Source organism: Streptomyces cahuitamycinicus, assembly GCF_002891435.1.
Taxonomy (GTDB): domain Bacteria; phylum Actinomycetota; class Actinomycetes; order Streptomycetales; family Streptomycetaceae; genus Streptomyces; species Streptomyces cahuitamycinicus.
Genome location: NZ_POUC01000143.1, coordinates 1 through 17,934 on the forward strand (window position 1 = coordinate 1; position 17,934 = coordinate 17,934).

The following is a 17,934-nucleotide window of genomic DNA, read 5'->3' on the forward strand; positions in this document are numbered from 1 at the left end:
GAGGGGGCCCTCGCCCTCGCGGAGAATACGGAGAAGGCGTGCAGTACCTGCACCTCGCAATCCGCTGCCTGCTCGTGGTGATCTTCCTCGTCTCGTCGTTCGGCAAAATCTCCGGACGCCGTGCCTACGGCCGTTTCGTGACGTCGGTCCGGGACATGGGGGTGCTGCCGGCGCCGCTCGCGCGCCCCGCGGCGGCGTCCGTGGCGGCCGCCGAGACCGTCGTATGGCTGCTGCTGCTCGTCCCCTCGCCGTCGGCCGCGCGATCCGGGGGCGCCATCGCGACCGGCCTGCTGTGTGCGTTCGCCGCGGCGGTCCTGGCGTCGCTGTGGCGGGGCGTGCGGACGCCGTGCCGGTGCTTCGGCACCACCGCGGCCCCGCTCGGAGCCCAGCACGTGGTGCGCAACAGCTGTCTGGCCGCCGCGGCGGTCCTCTGTGTGATCACTGCCGAAGCGGGAGGGCCGGTGCACGCGTCGGGGGCCGTGGTGGCGGTGTCCGCAGGACTCCTGGGAGGTGCGCTGATCGTCTGGCTGGACGACATCCTCGGCCTCTTCCGACCGGTCGGCGCGCAGACCCGTTGATCCATCGACCCACCGATCCATCGACCCACCGACCCACCGATCCATCGACCCACCGATCCATCGACCCACCGATCCATCGACCCACCGATCACCGATCCGCCGATCACCGATTCATCGTCCAGCCGAGCCGCCCATGTATGCGCAGAGATTGAAGGAGGAACCATGCCCTACCTCATCGCCGCCGTGGTGCTCGTGGGAGTCCTGTGCGCCCTCGACCTCGTACTCACCCTCGGCGTCGTCAAGCGCCTGCGCGAGCACACCCAGCTGATCGCGGGGGTGCGCGATGCCGGCCGGACCTGCAAGGGAGTCGGCGAGGAGATCGGAGAGTTCGCGGTGACGACCGTGGAAGGTGAGCCGCTCACCCGCGAGGCGCTGGGCGCCGACACACTGGTCGCGTTCTTCTCTCCGACCTGCCGCCCGTGCAAGGAGAAGCTCCCGCAGTTCGTGGAGTACGCCCGGACGGTACCCGGCGGGCGTGACCGGGTGGTGGCAGCCGTGGTCGGTGATCTCGACGTCAACACGGAGATGGTCGACACGCTGCGGTCCGTGGCCCGGGTAGTGGTGGAGAAGAACAACGAGGAACCGCTCGGCACCGCGTTCGGCGTCATGGGCTTCCCCAGCGTGGTGCGGGTCGCCCCGGACCGCAACGGCAGGCCGGTGGTCGAACAGGACCGGGTCGAGCTGCTGCCCGTCGTCGCATGAACCGGCCGGGCCGCCGGATTCTCCTCGCCGGGCGACTCACCGCCTCCGCGTCGCCCGGCCGCTTCACCGCCCATCTCACGGTGACGCTGGCCATGAGTGTCCTCCCGGTGGCCACCGCCTGGCTGATGAAGTCGGTGGTCGACGCCCTGGTGGCCCGGGACGGCGTGGAGGCGCTGCTCGGGCTCGGAACGGGACTGGCCGCAGTCGGCGTGGCCGCCTCGGTCCTGCCGCAGCTCGACCAGTACCTGCAGTCGGAACTCGAGCGCAGAGTCGCCCTGCGCACCCAGGACACGCTGTTCGCCGCGGTGGACGGCTTCGTCGGGCTGCGCAGGTTCGAGGACCCGCAGTTCCTGGACCGGCTGCGGCTCGCCCAGCCCGCCGGCGGGATGAATCCCCAGCACGTCGTGGACGGGACGCTCGGCGCGGCCCGGGCAGGCGTCACCATGACCGGCTTCCTCGGCTCCCTCCTGCTCCTGAGCCCGGTCATGGCCGTCCTGGTGCTGCTCTCCGGCATCCCGGTCCTCCTCGCCCAGCTCTCCCTGTCCCGACGCCGGGCGCGCGTGCTGTGGGAGGTCGGCCCGGCCGAGCGCCGCGAGTTCGTCTACGGCGACCTGATGGCCGACGCCACGGCCGCCAAAGAGATACGGCTGTTCGGCATCGGCGGATTCCTGCGGCGGCGGATGCTCCACGAGCGGGAGGTGGCGAACGCGGCACGGCGGGCGGTGGACCGACGGGCCGTCACCGTCCAGTCCGGGCTGGCGCTGCTCTCCGCGCTGGTCTCCGGGGCGGGCCTGCTGTGGGCGGTCCACGCAGCCCGGTCGGGGTCCCTGTCGGTCGGCGGGATCACGGTGTTCGTCGCCGCCGTGGCCGGTGTGCAGAGTGCCCTGACCACGGTCGCCGCCGAGACGGCCCGGGCTCATCAAGCGCTGCTGCTGTTCGACCACTACCTCGCCGTCACCTCGGCGGGTCCCGACCTGCCCGTGGCCGCCGACGCCCGTCCCGCCGGCCCGCTGTGCACCGGCATCGTCCTGCGGGACGTGTGGTTCCGCTACTCCGACGACCACCCCTGGGTCCTGCGCGGCGTCGACCTGCACATCCCCCACGGCAAGGCGACGGCCCTCGTGGGGCTCAACGGGGCAGGCAAGTCGACCCTGGTCAAGTTGCTGTGCCGACTGTACGACCCCACCCGCGGAACGATCCTGTGGGACGGTGCCGACCTGCGCGACCTGGACGTCGCGGAGCTGCGGCAGCGTGTCGGGGCGGTGTTCCAGGACTACATGGAGTACGACATGACGGCTGCCGAGAACGTCGCCGTTGGTGACCTCGACGCACTCGGTTCCCCGGAGCGGATCCGGGCCGCGGCCCGCCGCGCCGGTGTCCACGACCGGATCGACTCGCTGCCACGGGGCTACGACACGCTGCTGACACGGCTGTTCTTCTCACAGTCCGACAAGGACGACCCGCAGACCGGGGTCGTGCTCTCCGGTGGACAGTGGCAGCGCATCGCCCTCGCACGGGCCTTCCTCAGGGACGGACGCGACCTGATGATCCTCGACGAACCGTCCGCCGGGCTCGACGCCGAGGCGGAACACGAGATCCACACGTCGCTGCGGCGGCATCGCGAAGGACGGACCAGTCTGCTCATCTCGCACCGGCTCAGCGCCGTACGGGACGCCGACCTCATCGTCGTGCTGGCCGACGGCCGGATCGCGGAGCAGGGAGACCACGCGCATCTCATGGCCGCCGACGGCGCATACGCCCGGCTGTTCCGGCTCCAGGCGTCCGGCTACGAGGCTGCGGCCGCTCCCGGAGCGGCGGACGAACCCGCGACGCTCCCGGCGAGGAGGTGAGCGCCGACATGGCCGAAACGCCCTCCCGTGGCCGCTCCGCCGCCGGACTGCGCCCGGCGATCGCCGCGCTGTTCGGAGGCAGACTGGTCGCCGTCACGGTACGCGGAGCGAGCATGGAGCCCGCCTACCGGGACGGCGACCGCGTCCTCGTGCTCCGCCGCCGGGAGGCACTGACGGCCGGTCAGGTCGTCGTGGTAGAACGCCCGGACGGTGTGATGCGATGGGCCCGCCCGCCGCTCCCGCCGGGGCCCGGGGGTATGGCGCTCCAGACCCGGCAGTGGGTGATCAAACGCGTGGCTGCGGGACCGGGCGACCCCGTACCGGCAGACGTACTGCCCACCTGGGCCCGGGGAACGGAACGCCGGGTCCCCCCGGACAGGCTCGTCCTGCTCGGCGACAACGCGGACTTCAGCATCGACTCCCGGGCTGTGGGCTACTTTCCGGTCGCACGAGTACTGGGCCCGGTGCTTCACCACCGCCCCGCCCGGCGACCAGGACCTCCGCGGACCTGACACCCGTGAGCGGCCATGTGCCCCGCTCATCCTCGGTGGTGCGCGCCTGGCTCGTGGGTCCGCTCGCGAGGCGGGCTGACCGGACCCTCGGGGTCGAGGTCTTCGGATGTGGAGCCGGTGGGGGTGTCGACAGCCGTGGGTCGTCGTACGAGCAGGTGGCTCACCTCGTACGACATCTCAGTCGTTCCCGATTGCGGTGCGGGGTGATATCGACCGGCGCATACGGAAAGGTTGACGATGAGGTAGGCGTGCCAGGTCCGGCCCACCCTTCGTCCGTCGGTGAAGACCGGCCTGCCGTTGAGCCACGAGTCCACTGAGCGGGTGCCGAAGACGGTACGCAGGTCCACCCCATGCGCCGGGGCGGATCGCCGGGTCGTGGTGGTAGCGGTTGGTGCCGCGCACGTGATTGGTGAATTCGAGAAGGTCGGGGTTGTCCGGGTGGTACTCGAATACGTCGATTTCCTGGTCGCCGTCGCGCCAGGTCCGCAGGGCGGGCCAGGCGCCGATCTCTTCAGGCAGACGCACCCGGGCCTCCAGAACGTCACCGGCACGGACGGTGAAGCCCTCCTGGCTTCCCTCGGTGGTGAGCAACCCGGTGTTCCACCGGCCGTCCTGTCGCCGTCTGGCGCGAAAGACGCCGGAGCGGCTGTATGCGGCGTCGGTCACCAGGTGGTCGAGCTTGTCATCGCGTGGGCTGACCGGGCCTCCACCGGGATAGGCCCAGGAACGGCCCGCGACCCATTGGGTGGTGGAGGTGAAGTCGGCGGTGAAGACGACCGACGTGATGGTGGGAGGCCGGGAGCCGGAAGTGGGTCGGCCGGCGAGGGTTCGGTCATGGCGAATGGCTCACGGGCTGGTGGCCGGATATGCGCCTGGCCCCCTCCTCAGTCCAGATTTTGATCCCTTCAGGTGAACGGCCGGGGGCAGGAACCGCGGGACGCTTCTGCTCGCGCGGGCACCGCACACGCCGCCCTCCCTCCGGGCAGTCGTCCGCGATGGTCGGCCACGAGACGGTAGACGCCGTGAGCGGCCCAGCGCACGGGCGGGAGGGTGAGGACAGCCCCGACGACGGCCCACAGGCCTCCGGCGCTCAGCAGCGTCTTCGCCACGGCCTGCACTCCGCCGTACACGCGCCCGTCGGGTGTCACCCACAGGGCCTCGTACCCGGCACGCTCCGCGGTGACGCCGAGCGATGCGAGATCCGCGTGCTGCCATGCCACGGCCTCGCACCGGGGCCGCACCAGACGCTGGACGACCCCCACCGACGTGGTGCAGAAGCCGCAGTCCCCGTCGAAGATCAGCACTGGTCGCATTCGCACACCCTCATCGTGCCGCACCGAAGGGTCTCCGGGCGATCGAGATGCCGGGCGACAGCGGACGCGGTTCGTCACAGGGGCGGAGCAGCGGCGGGCGCCCGCTGTGGGAGGTGTCAGTGGCTGGCGGCGAGTTCACCGGTGAGCTTGCCGTGGAGGTCGGCGCTGGCGTCGTTCAGGCCGGTGATCTCGACGGTCTTGCCGCGCTGGGCGTACTTCGCTTCGATCCCGTCAAGCGCCGCGACGGAGGACGCGTCCCAGATGTGGGCCGCGCTCAAGTCGATGACGACCTTCTTCGGATCGGTGGCGTAGGCGAACTGGCCGACGAGGTCGTTGGAGGAGGCGAAGAACAGTGCGCCGGTGACCCGGTAGACGACCGTGCTGCCGTCGGGATCGGTGACGGCGGTGACCTCGGCCAGGTGGGCGACGCGCTTGGCGAAGACGACCATGGCGGTGACGGAGCCGACGACGACGCCGATGGCGAGATTGTGGGTGGCGACCACGCAGGCGACGGTGATCACCATGACGGTGATCTCTCCGGCGGGCAGCCGCTTGAGCGTCTTGGGGGCTACGGAGTGCCAGTCGAAGGTCGCGAACGACACCATGATCATGACGGCGACGAGCGCGGCCATGGGGATGTCGGAGACGACGGGGCCGAAGGCCATGCACAGGACCATCAGGAACGCGCCCGCGAGGAAGGTCGAGAGCCGGGTGCGCGCACCGGACACCTTCACGTTGATCATCGTCTGGCCGATCATGGCGCAACCGCCCATGCCACCGAAGAAGCCGGTGACGACGTTGGCGATGCCCTGGCCGATGGATTCGCGGGTCTTGTTCGAGTGAGTGTCGGTGATCTCGTCGACGAGCTTCGCGGTCATCAGCGACTCCATCAGCCCGACCAGGGCCATGGCGAACGCGTACGGCGCGACGGTCGTCAGCGTGTCCAGGGTGAAGGGCACGTCGGGCAGGCCCGGCACCGGCAGGGACGACGGCAGCTCGCCCTTGTCACCGACTCTCGGGACGGCGATGCCGGCAGCCACCGTGACGACGGTGAGGATGACGATCGAGACGAGCGGCGCGGGGATCACGGTGGTGAGCCTCGGGAAGAACACCATGAGTGCGAGAGCGCCGACGATCAGCGGGTAGACCGGCCAGGGGACGCCCCGCATCTCCGGGACCTGGGCCATGAAGATCAAGATGGCGAGCGAGTTGACGAAGCCGACCATCACCGATCGGGGGATGAACCGCATCAGTTTCGCCACGCCCAGTGCCCCGAGGGCGATCTGGAAGACGCCGGCCAGGATGACGGCGGCGACGAGGTAGCCGAAGCCGTGCTCCCGGTTCAAGGGGGCTATCACCAGGGCCACGGCACCGGTGGCGGCGGAGATCATCGCCCGCCGGCCGCCGACGATCGCGATGGTCACGGCCATGGTGAAGGAGGCGAACAGGCCGATGGCCGGGTCCACACCGGCGATGATCGAGAACGAGATCGCCTCGGGGATCAACGCGAGCGCGACGACCAGGCCACCGAGGACCTCGGTGCGCCAGGCTTTCGGGTCGGAGATCCAGTCGGGCTTCAGACCGCGCAGGCGCGCGGCCGGGGACACAGTATCGGCGGCAGCAGACAAGAGGGGAAGACCTGTCGGGCTCGGGCGCACCCCTGCGGCAGACCGGGGTGTGCGGGGGATGCGGAGAGGCCGGGTCGGCACCGCGTGGAGCGGCTCCGCGAGGTGCCCGGCCTTAGGTCGTAAGGGGAGGGTAGTCGGGCTCGCCCGGGAGTGCGGCCGGGCTCACGTCCGGGGGCGAAGCGTCACGGCGGGCAGGCGGCGGCGTCGGGCGTCATGGGCTCGCGCACGCTTCCCTCCTGCAAGAACCGGATCTTCGACGGAGCGGCATCGGCCCCGACACGACAATGGCGAGGCGGCGGCAACCCGCCTCTCACCACCGGCAACTCTACCCTAACGTTAGAGTAGTGATGGGCGGCGCCCACCCGGGCCGGGACCGCCGGGACGAGACGGGGCAGAGGATCACGGGCGTGGACGGCAAGCACATGCAGATCGGCGAGGTCGCCTCCCGTACGGAGCTGTCCCTGCGCACCATCAGGCACTACGAGGAAACCGGCCTGGTCGTGCCCTCCGCCCGCTCACAAGGTGGCTTCCGCCTTTACACCGAAGCCGACGTCGCCCGGCTCATGGTCATCCGCCGCATGAAGCCGCTCGGCTTCACCCTGGACCAGATGCGCGACCTGCTGGATGTCACCGCCCGCCTCGACGCCGGTACCGCTGCGGCGGCCGACGAGCGCGAAGCCCTCCTGGAACGCCTGCGGACCTACCGGCAAGCCGCCACCGAGCAGGTGGAAAAGCTGCGGGTCCAGTTGGCCCGCGCCGAGGACTTCGCCACCACCCTGGACGCACGCCTGGAGCGGAACGCCCCTGGCGAGCTGGACAAGCCTCGGTAGACCGGGTTCGGCACCAAATGATGTCGACGGCGGGCACCAGTCGGCCGACCTGACGGAACGACCTGCGCCGGGTCGGCCGACCGCGCGCTCCTACGCCGGTTCGCTCGTGCCGTGGACAGGGTGGTTGGGTTCGCGCGCACGGTGGGGACGGCACCCCTGCCGGAACGCCCGGCGGGGCCCGCTGCTGTCGCGGGCCCCGCCGGGATCGTGCCGCCAGGTCAGGCGGAGGTGGGCTGTGTCCGGTCGAGGACGGGTTCGAGGCGGACGACGATGCCCTTCGAGGCGGGCTGGTTGCTGATGTCGGCGACGCTGTCCAGCGGCACCAGGACGTTCGTCTCCGGGTAGTAGGCGGCGGCCGAGCCCTTGGCGGCCGGATAGGGTACGACCTCGAAGTTCTCGGCCCGGCGCTCGGAGCCGTCGGCCCAGACGCTCACCAGGTCGACGTGATCGCCCTGGGCGAGGCCGAGTTCGGTCAGGTCGGCCGGGTTGACGAGCACGACGTGGCGGCTGCCGTGGATGCCGCGGTAGCGGTCGTTGTTCGTGTAGGGGACGGTGTTCCACTGGTCGTGCGAGCGCAGCGTCTGCAGCAGCAGGTGACCCTCGGGCGCCCGGGGGACCACATGCTCGTTGCAGGTGAACAGGGCCTTGCCGACCTTGTTTTTGAAGACGCCCTCGTTGACCGGGTTGGGCAGTTGGAAGCCTCCGGGGCGGGTCACCCGTGCGTTGAAGTCGTGGAAGCCCGGTACGACGCGGGAGATGCGGTCGCGGATGGTGCCGTAGTCGCCCTCGAACGTCTCCCAGGGGATGTCCGCTTCGCCGTCCAGGGTGCGGCGGGCGAGCCGGCACAGAATGGCGACTTCGCTGAGCAGCAGCGGGGAGGCCGGTTCGAGGCGGCCCTGGGAGGTGTGTACCTCGCTCATGGAGTTCTCGACGGTGACGAACTGTTCGCCGTCGGCCTGCACGTCACGCTCGGTGCGCCCCAGGGTCGGCAGGATCAGCGCGGTGTCGCCGCAGACGGTGTGCGAGCGGTTGAGCTTGGTCGAGATGTGGGCGGTCAGCCGGCACGAGCGCATCGCCTCCTCGGTGGCCTCGCTGTCGGGAGCGGCGCGGACGAAGTTGCCGGCCAGGGCGAGGAAGACCTTGACGCGGCCTTCGCGCATGGCCTTGATCGAGTTCACCGAGTCCAGTCCATGCGGGCGCGGCGGGTCGAAGCCGAACTCCTTCTGCAGGGCGTCAAGGAAGGTGTCCGGCATCTGCTCCCAGATGCCCATGGTGCGGTCGCCCTGGACGTTGCTGTGTCCGCGCACCGGGCAGGCGCCGGTGCCGGCTCGTCCCAGGTTGCCGCGCAGCATCAGGAAGTTGACGAACTCCCGGACGGTGGGCACGCCGTGTTTGTGCTGGGTGATGCCCATCGCCCAGCAGACGATGACGCGTTCGCTCTTCAGGACCTCGTCGCGGACCTTCTCGATCTCCTCGCGGGTGAGTCCGGTCGCGGTGCGCACGTCGTCCCAGTCGACGGTGCGGGCGTGCTGGGCGAACTCCTCGAAGCCGGTGGTGTGGGCGTCGATGAAGTCATGGTCCAGGACGGTGCCGGGCCGGGCGTCCTCGGCCTCCAGCAGCAGGCGGTTGAGGGCCTGGAACAGGGCGAGGTCGCCGCCGGGCTTGATGTGCAGGAAGCGGTCGGCGATCTGGGTGCCGCGTCCCACGATCCCGCTCGGCTTCTGCGGGTTCTTGAAGCGCCGCAGCCCGGCCTCCGGCAGCGGGTTGACCGCGACGATCCGGGCGCCGTTGCGTTTGGCCTCCTCCAGAGCGGTGAGCTGGCGCGGGTGGTTGCTGCCCGGGTTCTGGCCGACCAGGAAGATCAGATCGGCGTGATGGAGGTCGTCGAGGCTGACGGTGCCCTTGCCGGTGCCCAGGGTCTCGCTCAGGGCGAAGCCGCTGGACTCGTGGCACATGTTGCTGCAGTCGGGCAGGTTGTTGGTGCCGAAGACGCGGGCGAAGAGCTGCAGGACGAAAGCGGCCTCGTTGCTGGCGCGGCCGGAGGTGTAGAAGACGGCCTCGTCGGGGGAGTCCAGCGCCGTCAGCTCTTGGGCGAGGACACCCAGGGCGTCGTTCCAGCTGACGGGCTCGTAGTGCTCGGAGCCGGGCCGCTTGATCATCGGCTCGGTGAGCCGGCCCTGCTGGTTGAGCCACATGTCGGAGCGGACGGCGAGGTCGGAGACGCTGTGCTCACGGAAGAAGTCCGCGGTGATCCGGCGCGTGGTGGCCTCGTCGTTGATGTGCTTGGCACCGTTTTCGCAGTACTCGTTGCGATGGCGCCGGCCCGGGGCCGGGTCGGCCCACGCGCAGCCGGGGCAGTCGATCCCGCCCACCTGGTTCATGGTCAGCAGGTCCACCCCGGTCTTGCGCGGGGAGGTCTGCTCCAGGGAGTACCCCAGCGCGTGCACGACCGCGGGGACTCCGGCCGCCCACTTCTTCGGCGGTGACACGGAGAGGGTGTTCTCCGGCTCCTCGTCGGGCGGGTTGTGCATTGCTTCGCCTTTCTCTTGCCGTGTCCGGCACGCCGGTCAGCCGACGGGCCACTGGGCCACGCGGCTCCTGGGCGGTTCCGGATGATCGTGCTGCACGCGGCCGTTGCGGATGGTGCCGCGCCAGGCCCCGCCCTCCTGCCCCAGCCCTTCGATGAACTGCTTGAACTTCATGAGCTCCCCGCGCACCGACCGGGCCGTCAGCCGGGCGGCCCCGGACGAGCGGGCGACAATCTTCGCGGCTCCCTGCGGTTGCAGGAGCATCCGGACCGTGATCGCGGTGCCGCCGGACTCCGTCGGCATGAACTCGACCTCGCCCTGGTGGGAGGGCTTCTGCTCCAGGCCGCGCCAGGCCAGGTAGGAGTCGGGGTCCTGCTCCACGATCTCGATCGCGAAGCGGTGGCGCAGGGGCCCGTAGCCGAGGGTCCACGCGGTCACGGTGGGCCGGAGCTGCTCGACGTCGCGCACCACGGTCGAGAAGCGGGGGAAGGTCTTGAACTGCGTCCACTGGTTGTACGCCGTCCGCACCGGCACGTCGACCTCGACGGTCTCCTCGACGTGCTGCCCCCGCAGCGGACGGCGGCGCGTGACGCCGTCCCCGTCGGTGCGCATCCTCGGAGCGGTCGGCACGGCCTGCTGGGCGTCGTCTTCGTGCGCCATCGTGATCTCTCTTCCGGTGAGGGAGCCGGGCGTCCGGACACCCGGTATCCCCTCGTACGGCAGGGCTTCTCTCCCGGTTCCCCCATCGTGCCCTTCGAGTCACCTCAGTGCCTCCGGGGCCAGGCGATCCTCCTGCGATAAGGGCGGACGCCGTCACGGAGTCTTCTGAGGCCGTTGAGGCGGCTGAGGCGGCTGGTCAGTTGTGGGGTGCGGACCGTACGGAGCAGCAGGAACTGACCGGGCGTCTGGCGCCTGGTTCTGATTCGTACTGCTGTGCGTGACTCCGTAAGATCTCCGCGCGAGACGGTGCCGCAGTGGCCGAGTGCTCGCCCAAGAACCTCGGAGAATCCCATGCACCGTCCTCTCGTCCTCGCCGCTGCCGCTGCGCTGCTGTGCGCCGGCTGCTCCACGGCCGACGCCGGAAATCGTGATAAGTCCGCGGCCACGTCACCGTCACCGTCTTCCGGCTCGTCGTCCGGCTCCGGCTCCGACGTACGAGCGGCCGTCGCGGCTCTGCGTGAGGACAGGGCGGGATTCCGCCAGAAGTTCGAACTGGAGGGTGAGGGTCAGGTGTACGGCCTCACCGTCACTGGTGGCTTCGATTTCGCCGCGGACAAGGGCCACCTGGTGGTCGACCTCCCTGGCGGCGCCATCGATCACAGCGACCAGGTCTTCGCGGACGGCAAGATCTACGTCAGCGGTGTCCAGGGAATCGGCGAGGAAGCCTGGGGGGTCATCCCCCGGGACAAGGCGGAGGCCCACTACCTGCTGCGGGCCCCGCTCAACGACCCTGAGCACGTCTTGCAGCAGATCGCCGCGATGCGCAAGATCACCCCGGAGGGCGAGGAGAACGTCCAGGGGGTGCGCGCCATGCGCTACCGCGGCATTCTCGACCACCGGACCGTCACCCTGCGCATGGCTCCGGATGTGCGCACGAGGATGAACCAGGCCCGCGACGCCCTGGGCAGCGACGTCCCGGTCTTCGCCGACGCGTGGGTCGACGGCCGGGGGCGGCTGGTGCAGATCCGCATGAGTGTGAACATGTCCGGTGCGCGGGTGACGCTGAACATGACCCTGTCGGACATCGGTGAGCCGGTCCGCGTGACGGTTCCGCGGACGGCGGACACCGTCCCCGTCACCGAGGTCGGCGGCGTCCTGAACGGCTGAGCCGGACAACCGGCGGGCGGACGGGCCTGCAGCTCTTGTTCGTCTGATCTCGACACCTCGCTGCCGGCAAGGTCGCGGCAGGGGCGCACCAGTGGGGGCACGGGGCCAGTACGTTGCCGAAGGTCAAGCGGCAAACTGAGATGTGCGCCTTCCCCCCTCGCGGGTTCACGGGGCGACGTCAGCCCCCGGTGCCGACGATTCCCCGGGCATGTGCGGTGGAGTGCCTCAGTGCGAGGGCCGCGATGTCGTCGTCGAGCCTTCCGCCGCTGTGCCGGAGCAGATCCCGGTGCAGCTGGTCCAGCACCTCGCGGGGGTGCTCCCGGTCCTGCCGCTTCATCCAGTCCGACAAGGGGAAGAACCGGCCCGTGCGGTCCCGGGTCTCCGATACGCCGTCCGTGTAGAGCAGCAATTGATCACCCGGGGCGAAGGAGACGCTGTCGACCCAGTAGCGGTCACCGATGAGCGCCGCGAGGTTGAGGGGCGGGGAGGGGATGGTGGGCTCCAGGACCCGGACCTTCCCACCATGCGCGATCAGCGGCGGGGGATGCCCGCAGTTGAGAAGTCGTAGCCGGCCGCCGCCGTGCGGGATCTCGGCGAGGAGAGCGGTGGCGAAGTGCTCGGGCTGGTCCTGGACGGGAAACGCGGCGCTGTGGCGTATGACGGTGGTCTCCAGGCGGTGGACGATGCCCTGCAGGTCGGGTTCGTCGTAGGCGGCCTCCCTGAAGCAGCTGATCACCGCCGAGGCCGCGCCGACAGCGGACAGACCCTTGCCCCGCACGTCGCCTATGAGCAGCCGGACCCCGTGCGGGGTACCGATCGCTTCGTAGAAGTCGCCGCCGATCCGGGCCTGTTCCTGGGCTGCCAGATACAGCGATTCGATCTCGACACCCTCGATGCGGCGCGGCAGCGGGCGCAGCAGCACCTTCTGGGCCGTGTCGGCGACAAGCCGGACCTGGAAGAGCGTCTCCTCCCGCTGAAGCCGGACATGGCTACCGTATGCGGCCGCCAAGGTGACCGCGATGATCGCGGCCGACGTGTACTGCGTCCCCAGATCGGTGTGGAAGAAGCTGAGGACGATCATGAGCAGGAGGCAGAACACCCCCAGCGACATCGTGGGGAGCACCGGCCACATCGCGGCCGCAAGGGCGGGTGCGGCGGGCAGGAGGCGGCTGAATGCGATCTCCCTGGGGGTGGAGAACGCCAGGCCGGCGATGAGAACGGTCAGGATCAGCGGCGACAGCCGGGCAGCTTCCCATCGGCCGCTGTAGGCGGGGCGACGGCGCCACGGCCGCGCAGACGTGATCACAAAAGCATCTTATCGGTCTAATTGGGCGCAGGGGGTGGAAGGATCTTGCGCCCACGAGATGCCGCGGCGAACGATCAGGGTTCCCAGGGGGTGGGAACGCGCGGCGCGCGGCTGACACATGCCCGAGACCGGCCGAACAGGGATCGGGCGCGCCCTGGCCACTTGGGATCACCAGTGTTACAAATATCGCATGGCGAGTCCTTTCGCCCGTCTTCAACACCTGTCGGTCAAGCGTCTGATCATCAAGAGCACGCGGACTGTGGCCGGGCAGGTGTTGGTTTTCCAGGTGGCCCTGGTAGTGCTGCTCGTGGCCTGCGGCGTCTTCGCTCTCATCCTGCAGTCGGAGCGGGACACCAGCGCCGAGGCCAGGCGCCGCTCCACGGCCGTGGCACAGACCTTCGCGCACTCGCCAGGCGTCCAGGAGGCACTGCGGACCCCGGACCCCAGCAAGACCCTCCAGCCGCTCACCGAGGCGGCACGCCGGGCCGCCGACGTCGACTTCATCGTCGTCATGGACACCGAAGGCATCCGGTACACGCACCCCTTGCCGGACCGGATCGGGCAGCGGTTCGTGGGTGAGATCGGGCCGTCGCTGGCAGGGAGGGTCTACGTGGAGAGCGTCGACGGGCCGCTCGGCCGCGAGGTGCAGGCCACGGTCCCGGTCGAGAACGCCGACAGCGAGGTGGTGGCCCTCGTCTCGGCCGGGATGAAGGTCGAGAACGTCGAAAGTCAGTTGAACCGGCAACTACCAATCATCCTGGGCGCGGGGGCGGGAGCGCTCGTGCTGTCCGCCGCCGTGACGGCGCTGGTGGGCAGGCGGCTGCGACGGCAGACACACAGCCTGGCCCCCGACGAGATGGCGCTGATGTACGAGCACCACGACACAGTGCTCCACTCGGTTCGCGAAGGGGTGCTGATCGTGGCCGCCGACGGGCGGTTGATGCTGGCGAACGACGAGGCCAGACGACTGCTGGAGCTGCCCCGGGACATCGAGGGGCGGCTCGTCTCGGAACTGCCGGGCCTCGATCCCGAGACGAAGGCGCTCCTCGCCTCCGGGCGCGAGGTCACCGACGAGGTGCACCTCGCGGGAGAGCGCCTGATCGCGGTCAATCAGCGGCCCACGGGTCGCGAGGGAGGCCCCAGGGAAACGGTGGTGACACTACGCGACTCCACCGAGCTCCAGGCGGTGACGGGCAGGGCGGAGGTGGCACGGGAGCGGCTCAGGCTGCTGTACGACGCCGGACTGCGCATCGGCACCACCCTGGACGTGCTGCGCACCGCCGATGAGTTGGCCCGGGTCCCCATCCCCCGCTTCGCCGACTTCGTCACCGTGGACCTGGCCGACGCCGTCCTGCATGGCGAGGAGCCGGCCCCCACGGGGACGGACATGCGACGCGCGGCCGTGTCCGGCATCGTGGACAACCACCCGCTCACCGAACAGGGCCGGCTTTTCGACTATCTCCCCGCCACCCCGCAGGCGCGCGGCTTCGGCAGCGGCCGCTCCCAGCTGGTGAGCGATCTGCCGACCGCCACGGACTGGCGCGTGCAGGACCCGGAGCGGGCCAAGGCGATCATCGACTACGGCATCCACTCCCTCATCACCGCCCCCATCCAGGCCCGCGGCGTCGTGTTGGGCATGGCCACCTTCTGGCGCACGCAACAGCATGAGCGCTTCAACGACGAGGACGTGTCGCTGGCGGAAGAGCTGGTGGCCCGTGCCGCGATCAGCATCGACAACGCCCGCCGCTACACCCGCGAGCACGCCCTGGCAGTCACCCTCCAGCGCAGTCTGCTGCCGCAGGCCATGCCCGAGCAGAACGCCCTCGACATCGCCTACCGCTACCTCCCCGCCCAGTCGGGCGTGGGGGGAGACTGGTTCGACGTGATTCCCATGCCGGGCAGCCGGGTGGCACTGGCCGTCGGCGATGTGGTCGGGCACGGCCTCCACGCCGCCGCCACGATGGGACGGCTGCGTACGGCGGTGCACAACTTCTCCGCCCTCGATCTGCCCCCCGACGAGCTGCTGAGCCATCTGGACGACCTCGTCGGAAGCATCGACCAGAGCGAGGCGGCGGAGAGCGCGGCGGGCGTCGTGGGCGCCACCTGCCTGTACGGGATCTACGACCCCGTGACACGCCGCTACGTCATGGCACGGGCGGGGCATCTGGTGCCCGCGCTGGTCCGGCCTGACGGGACCGTCACGTTCCCGGACGTGCCCGCCGGTCCACCGCTGGGCCTCGGCGGCATGCCGTTCCAGACCGCTGAGTTCTGCCTCGCTGAGGGAACCCAGCTCGTCCTGTACACCGACGGCCTCATCGAGGACCGCAGACGCGACCTGGATGTGGGAATGGAACTGCTGCGCGAAGCGCTCACCGGTAGCCCGGGTCGGTCACCCGAGGAGACCTGCCAAAACGTACTGGACCGTGTGCTTCCCGGGCGCCCCAAGGACGACGTCGCCCTGCTCGTCGCCCGCACGCGGCAACTGCCGCCCGACCGGATCGCCGACTGGGACGTACCACCGGACCCCGCCGCTGTCGCCGGTATGCGCGACGCCGTGTCCCGAAAGCTCGAAGCATGGGGCCTGGCGGAGGTCGCCTTCACCCTGGAGCTCATCCTGAGCGAGCTCATCACCAACGCCATCCGCTACGGCTCCGGGCCGATCCACGTGCGGCTGATTTACGACCGGACGCTGATCTGCGAAGTGGCCGACGGCAGCAGCACCTCACCACATCTGCGCTACGCCGCGACGACGGACGAGGGCGGCCGGGGCCTGTTCCTGGTGTCGCAGATGGCTGAGCGCTGGGGAACCCGGTACACCCCGCAAGGAAAGGTGATCTGGGCCGAACAGGCCCTGCCCCAAGGGCTTGCGGATCATTGACACGTCGTCTTGAACTCGCTGGGGGGATCTCTCGCCGGGGCGAGGACCCGAGCCCGGCGGACCCCAACGACGTCGGGCTGCCGAGCCATCCACCCCTGATCAGTCCCGTGTCCAGGGCGATGATGAAGGCGGCGATCGCTCACTCGATCCGGCCGTGTCGCGGGTGACACGGCCATGCCCGCCGTCCTGCCTGTCGCGGAGGCCTCCGACCACGGCCCAAGTCCGGCCGGGCGTTGCACGACAAGCAGATGGTGAGCTGAGGCCGCGTCGGACAGCCGCCGGGCTCGTCAGCGCAGCGGCTTGTCCAGGACCGCCTTGCGGTGGCTGAAGGTCTCTATGGAGTAGCGGCCGTGGTAGTTGCCCATGCCGCTCTCTCCCACCCCGCCGAACGGCAGGTCGGAGACGGTCAGATGGGCCAGCGGCAGGCCGTACCCCAGGCCGCCCGAGGAGGTCTCGGCGGCGAACCGGCTCCGCGTCCCGTCGGACCCGGTGAAGACGTACAGGGCGAGCGGCTTGTCCCGGTCGTTGATGAAGTCGATCGCCTCGTCGAGGCCGGGGACCGTGACGATCGGGAGGATGGGGCCGAAGATCTCCTCGCGCATGACGGGCGCGTCGGCGGCGACGTCGGCCAGGACGGTGGGCGCGAGGTACTTCGCCGCCCGGTCGCTCGTGCCGCCGACCACGGTGCGGCCGGAGTCGAGCAGGCCGGTGAGCCGGTCGAAGTGCCGTTCGTTGATGATCCTCCCGTACTCGCCGGAGGCGGCCGGGTCGCTGCCGTACAGCGCCTTCACGGCGTTCGCGAGCAGCCGTTCCAGGGCCGCCGCGGTCTCCGGATCGGTCAGGACGTAGTCGGGGGCGACGCAGGTCTGTCCGGCGTTGAGGAACTTGCCGCGGGCCAGCCGGTCCGAGACGACGGCCAGGTCGGTGTCGCGGTCGACGAACGCCGGTGACTTGCCGCCGAGTTCGAGCGTGACCGGGGTGAGGTGCTCGGCGGCGGCACGCAGCACGATACGGCCGACCGTGCCGTTGCCGGTGTAGAAGATGTGGTCGAAACGCTCGGCCAGCAGCGCCGTGGTCTCGGGAACCCCGCCCTCCACCACGGCGACCGCGTCGGTGTCGAGGTACACCGGCAGCAGCCGGGCCAGGACGGAGGAGGTGGCGGGGGCCAGCTCGCTCGGCTTGGCGATCACCGCATTGCCGGCGGCCAGGGCCCCGACCACGGGGGCGAGCAGGAGCTGGGCCGGATAGTTCCAGGGCGCGATGACGAGAACGACGCCGAGGGGGTCGTACTGCGTCCAGACCGTCACGTCGGCGCCGAGGTGGGCCGGGGCAGGGGCGGGCTCGGGGCGCAGCCAGTCGGCGAGGTGGTCGAGGGTGTGGTCGATCTCGCGCACGGTGAAGTCGATCTCTGTGCGGAAGGCTTCTGTGGGGCTCTTGCCCAGGTCGGCGTGGAGGGCGGCGGCCAGGTCCGTGCCGTTCTCGGTGAGCATGTCACGCAGTCGGCGCAATTGGGTCATGCGCCACTCGGCCGGCTTGGTCCTGCCGGTGCGGAAGGTGGCGCGCAGGCGGGCGACGACGTCGGCGGGCTGCTCAGGGGCGGAGTGGTTCACGGGTACCTCACAGGGCTCACAGGCAGATGTATATGCCAACCTTCTGCCCGCCCTCCTGTATTCCATCGCTTCCGCACCCCATCCGTGCCGTGTGTCACAGCGGGTCGAGCCCCCACCTCGCCGACCAGGAGCGAATCATCCGCGCCGACAACCATCCCGTCGCCGAAGTCCTGCGCCGCGGCTGCCGCCAGGCGGGATCCGAGCCGCGGATCGGCTGCTCCTCGCACGACTGCCAGGAGGCACAGACCATGGTCGCCGTCGGGCCCGGCATCGCCCTCGCCCCCGCCTGGCACTCACCAGCCGGCGCAGCGACGTACGCCTTCTGCCCTTCGCGTCAGACGCCCGGCCCCCACCCGTCGCACCCTCCTCGCC

General features: G+C 70.2%; 14 protein-coding genes and 1 pseudogene. 8 read left to right on the forward strand and 7 right to left on the reverse strand.

Going from position 1 to position 17,934, the window contains the following annotated elements; genetic code table 11:
- Positions 1-38: 38 nt before the first annotated feature.
- From C1J00_RS20200 to C1J00_RS20215, 4 genes are all read left to right on the forward strand, one after another.
- Positions 39-578 carry a MauE/DoxX family redox-associated membrane protein gene (locus C1J00_RS20200; protein WP_102910470.1) on the forward strand — a complete coding sequence of 180 codons (540 nt, stop codon included), beginning with the start codon at positions 39-41 and terminating at the stop codon, positions 576-578.
- A gap of 162 nt (positions 579-740) precedes the next feature.
- A complete protein-coding gene (locus tag C1J00_RS20205; RefSeq protein ID WP_102910471.1) occupies positions 741-1,280 on the forward strand; it encodes a TlpA family protein disulfide reductase in 540 nt (179 codons plus the stop codon).
- Positions 1,277-3,130 carry an ABC transporter ATP-binding protein gene (locus C1J00_RS20210; RefSeq protein ID WP_102910472.1) on the forward strand — a complete coding sequence of 618 codons (1,854 nt, stop codon included), beginning with the start codon at positions 1,277-1,279 and terminating at the stop codon, positions 3,128-3,130. The genes C1J00_RS20205 and C1J00_RS20210 overlap by 4 nt, the downstream gene beginning before the upstream one ends.
- 8 nt (positions 3,131-3,138) lie before the next feature.
- Positions 3,139-3,642: a S26 family signal peptidase gene (locus C1J00_RS20215; protein ID WP_146046216.1), complete on the forward strand. Its 504-nt coding sequence runs from the start codon at positions 3,139-3,141 to the stop codon at positions 3,640-3,642.
- 177 nt (positions 3,643-3,819) lie between these two features.
- On the opposite strand, the gene C1J00_RS48300 is transcribed toward C1J00_RS20215, so the two are convergent.
- The 3 genes from C1J00_RS48300 to C1J00_RS20230 all read right to left on the reverse strand — a co-directional run bounded on the left by C1J00_RS48300 (position 3,820) and on the right by C1J00_RS20230 (position 6,562).
- Positions 3,820-4,308 carry a LamG domain-containing protein gene (locus C1J00_RS48300; RefSeq protein WP_439333419.1) on the reverse strand — a complete coding sequence of 163 codons (489 nt, stop codon included), beginning with the start codon at positions 4,306-4,308 and terminating at the stop codon, positions 3,820-3,822.
- Between the two features lie 239 nt (positions 4,309-4,547).
- A complete protein-coding gene (locus C1J00_RS20225; protein ID WP_102910480.1) occupies positions 4,548-4,961 on the reverse strand; it encodes a thiol-disulfide oxidoreductase DCC family protein in 414 nt (137 codons plus the stop codon).
- A gap of 110 nt (positions 4,962-5,071) precedes the next feature.
- On the reverse strand, positions 5,072-6,562 hold the full coding sequence (locus C1J00_RS20230) for a SulP family inorganic anion transporter (protein ID WP_102910474.1): 1,491 nt from the start codon (positions 6,560-6,562) through the stop codon (positions 5,072-5,074).
- A gap of 368 nt (positions 6,563-6,930) precedes the next feature.
- Between C1J00_RS20230 and C1J00_RS20235 the strand changes: the two genes are divergently transcribed.
- Complete coding sequence (locus tag C1J00_RS20235) at positions 6,931-7,413, forward strand: MerR family transcriptional regulator (protein WP_102910475.1); 483 nt, start codon at positions 6,931-6,933, stop codon at positions 7,411-7,413.
- 218 nt (positions 7,414-7,631) lie between these two features.
- Here C1J00_RS20235 and C1J00_RS20240 read toward each other — a convergent pair whose 3' ends face one another.
- Entirely contained in the window at positions 7,632-9,944 is a 2,313-nt protein-coding gene (locus tag C1J00_RS20240) for an FdhF/YdeP family oxidoreductase (RefSeq protein ID WP_102910476.1), read from the reverse strand.
- Between the two features lie 36 nt (positions 9,945-9,980).
- Positions 9,981-10,601, reverse strand: coding sequence for an SRPBCC family protein (locus C1J00_RS20245; RefSeq protein ID WP_102910477.1), 621 nt, complete (start codon positions 10,599-10,601; stop codon positions 9,981-9,983).
- A gap of 351 nt (positions 10,602-10,952) precedes the next feature.
- Here C1J00_RS20245 and C1J00_RS20250 point away from each other — a divergent pair, with 351 nt between their 5' ends.
- A complete protein-coding gene (locus C1J00_RS20250; RefSeq protein ID WP_102910478.1) occupies positions 10,953-11,768 on the forward strand; it encodes a LolA-like protein in 816 nt (271 codons plus the stop codon).
- 178 nt (positions 11,769-11,946) lie between these two features.
- On the opposite strand, the gene C1J00_RS20255 is transcribed toward C1J00_RS20250, so the two are convergent.
- Entirely contained in the window at positions 11,947-13,074 is a 1,128-nt protein-coding gene (locus C1J00_RS20255) for a PP2C family protein-serine/threonine phosphatase (RefSeq protein WP_439333420.1), read from the reverse strand.
- A 190-nt stretch (positions 13,075-13,264) separates the two neighbouring features.
- Here C1J00_RS20255 and C1J00_RS20260 point away from each other — a divergent pair, with 190 nt between their 5' ends.
- Entirely contained in the window at positions 13,265-15,952 is a 2,688-nt protein-coding gene (locus tag C1J00_RS20260) for a SpoIIE family protein phosphatase (protein WP_180989618.1), read from the forward strand.
- Positions 15,953-16,239: 287 nt separating this feature from the next.
- Here the strand turns inward: C1J00_RS20260 and C1J00_RS20265 are convergent, their stop codons facing one another.
- Positions 16,240-17,562 (reverse strand): aldehyde dehydrogenase family protein, encoded by a 1,323-nt coding sequence (locus tag C1J00_RS20265; protein ID WP_102910479.1) that lies wholly within the window; start codon positions 17,560-17,562, stop codon positions 16,240-16,242.
- An 89-nt stretch (positions 17,563-17,651) separates the two neighbouring features.
- Here C1J00_RS20265 and C1J00_RS45925 point away from each other — a divergent pair.
- Positions 17,652-17,934, forward strand: a pseudogene (locus C1J00_RS45925) (hypothetical protein); the annotation flags it as partial.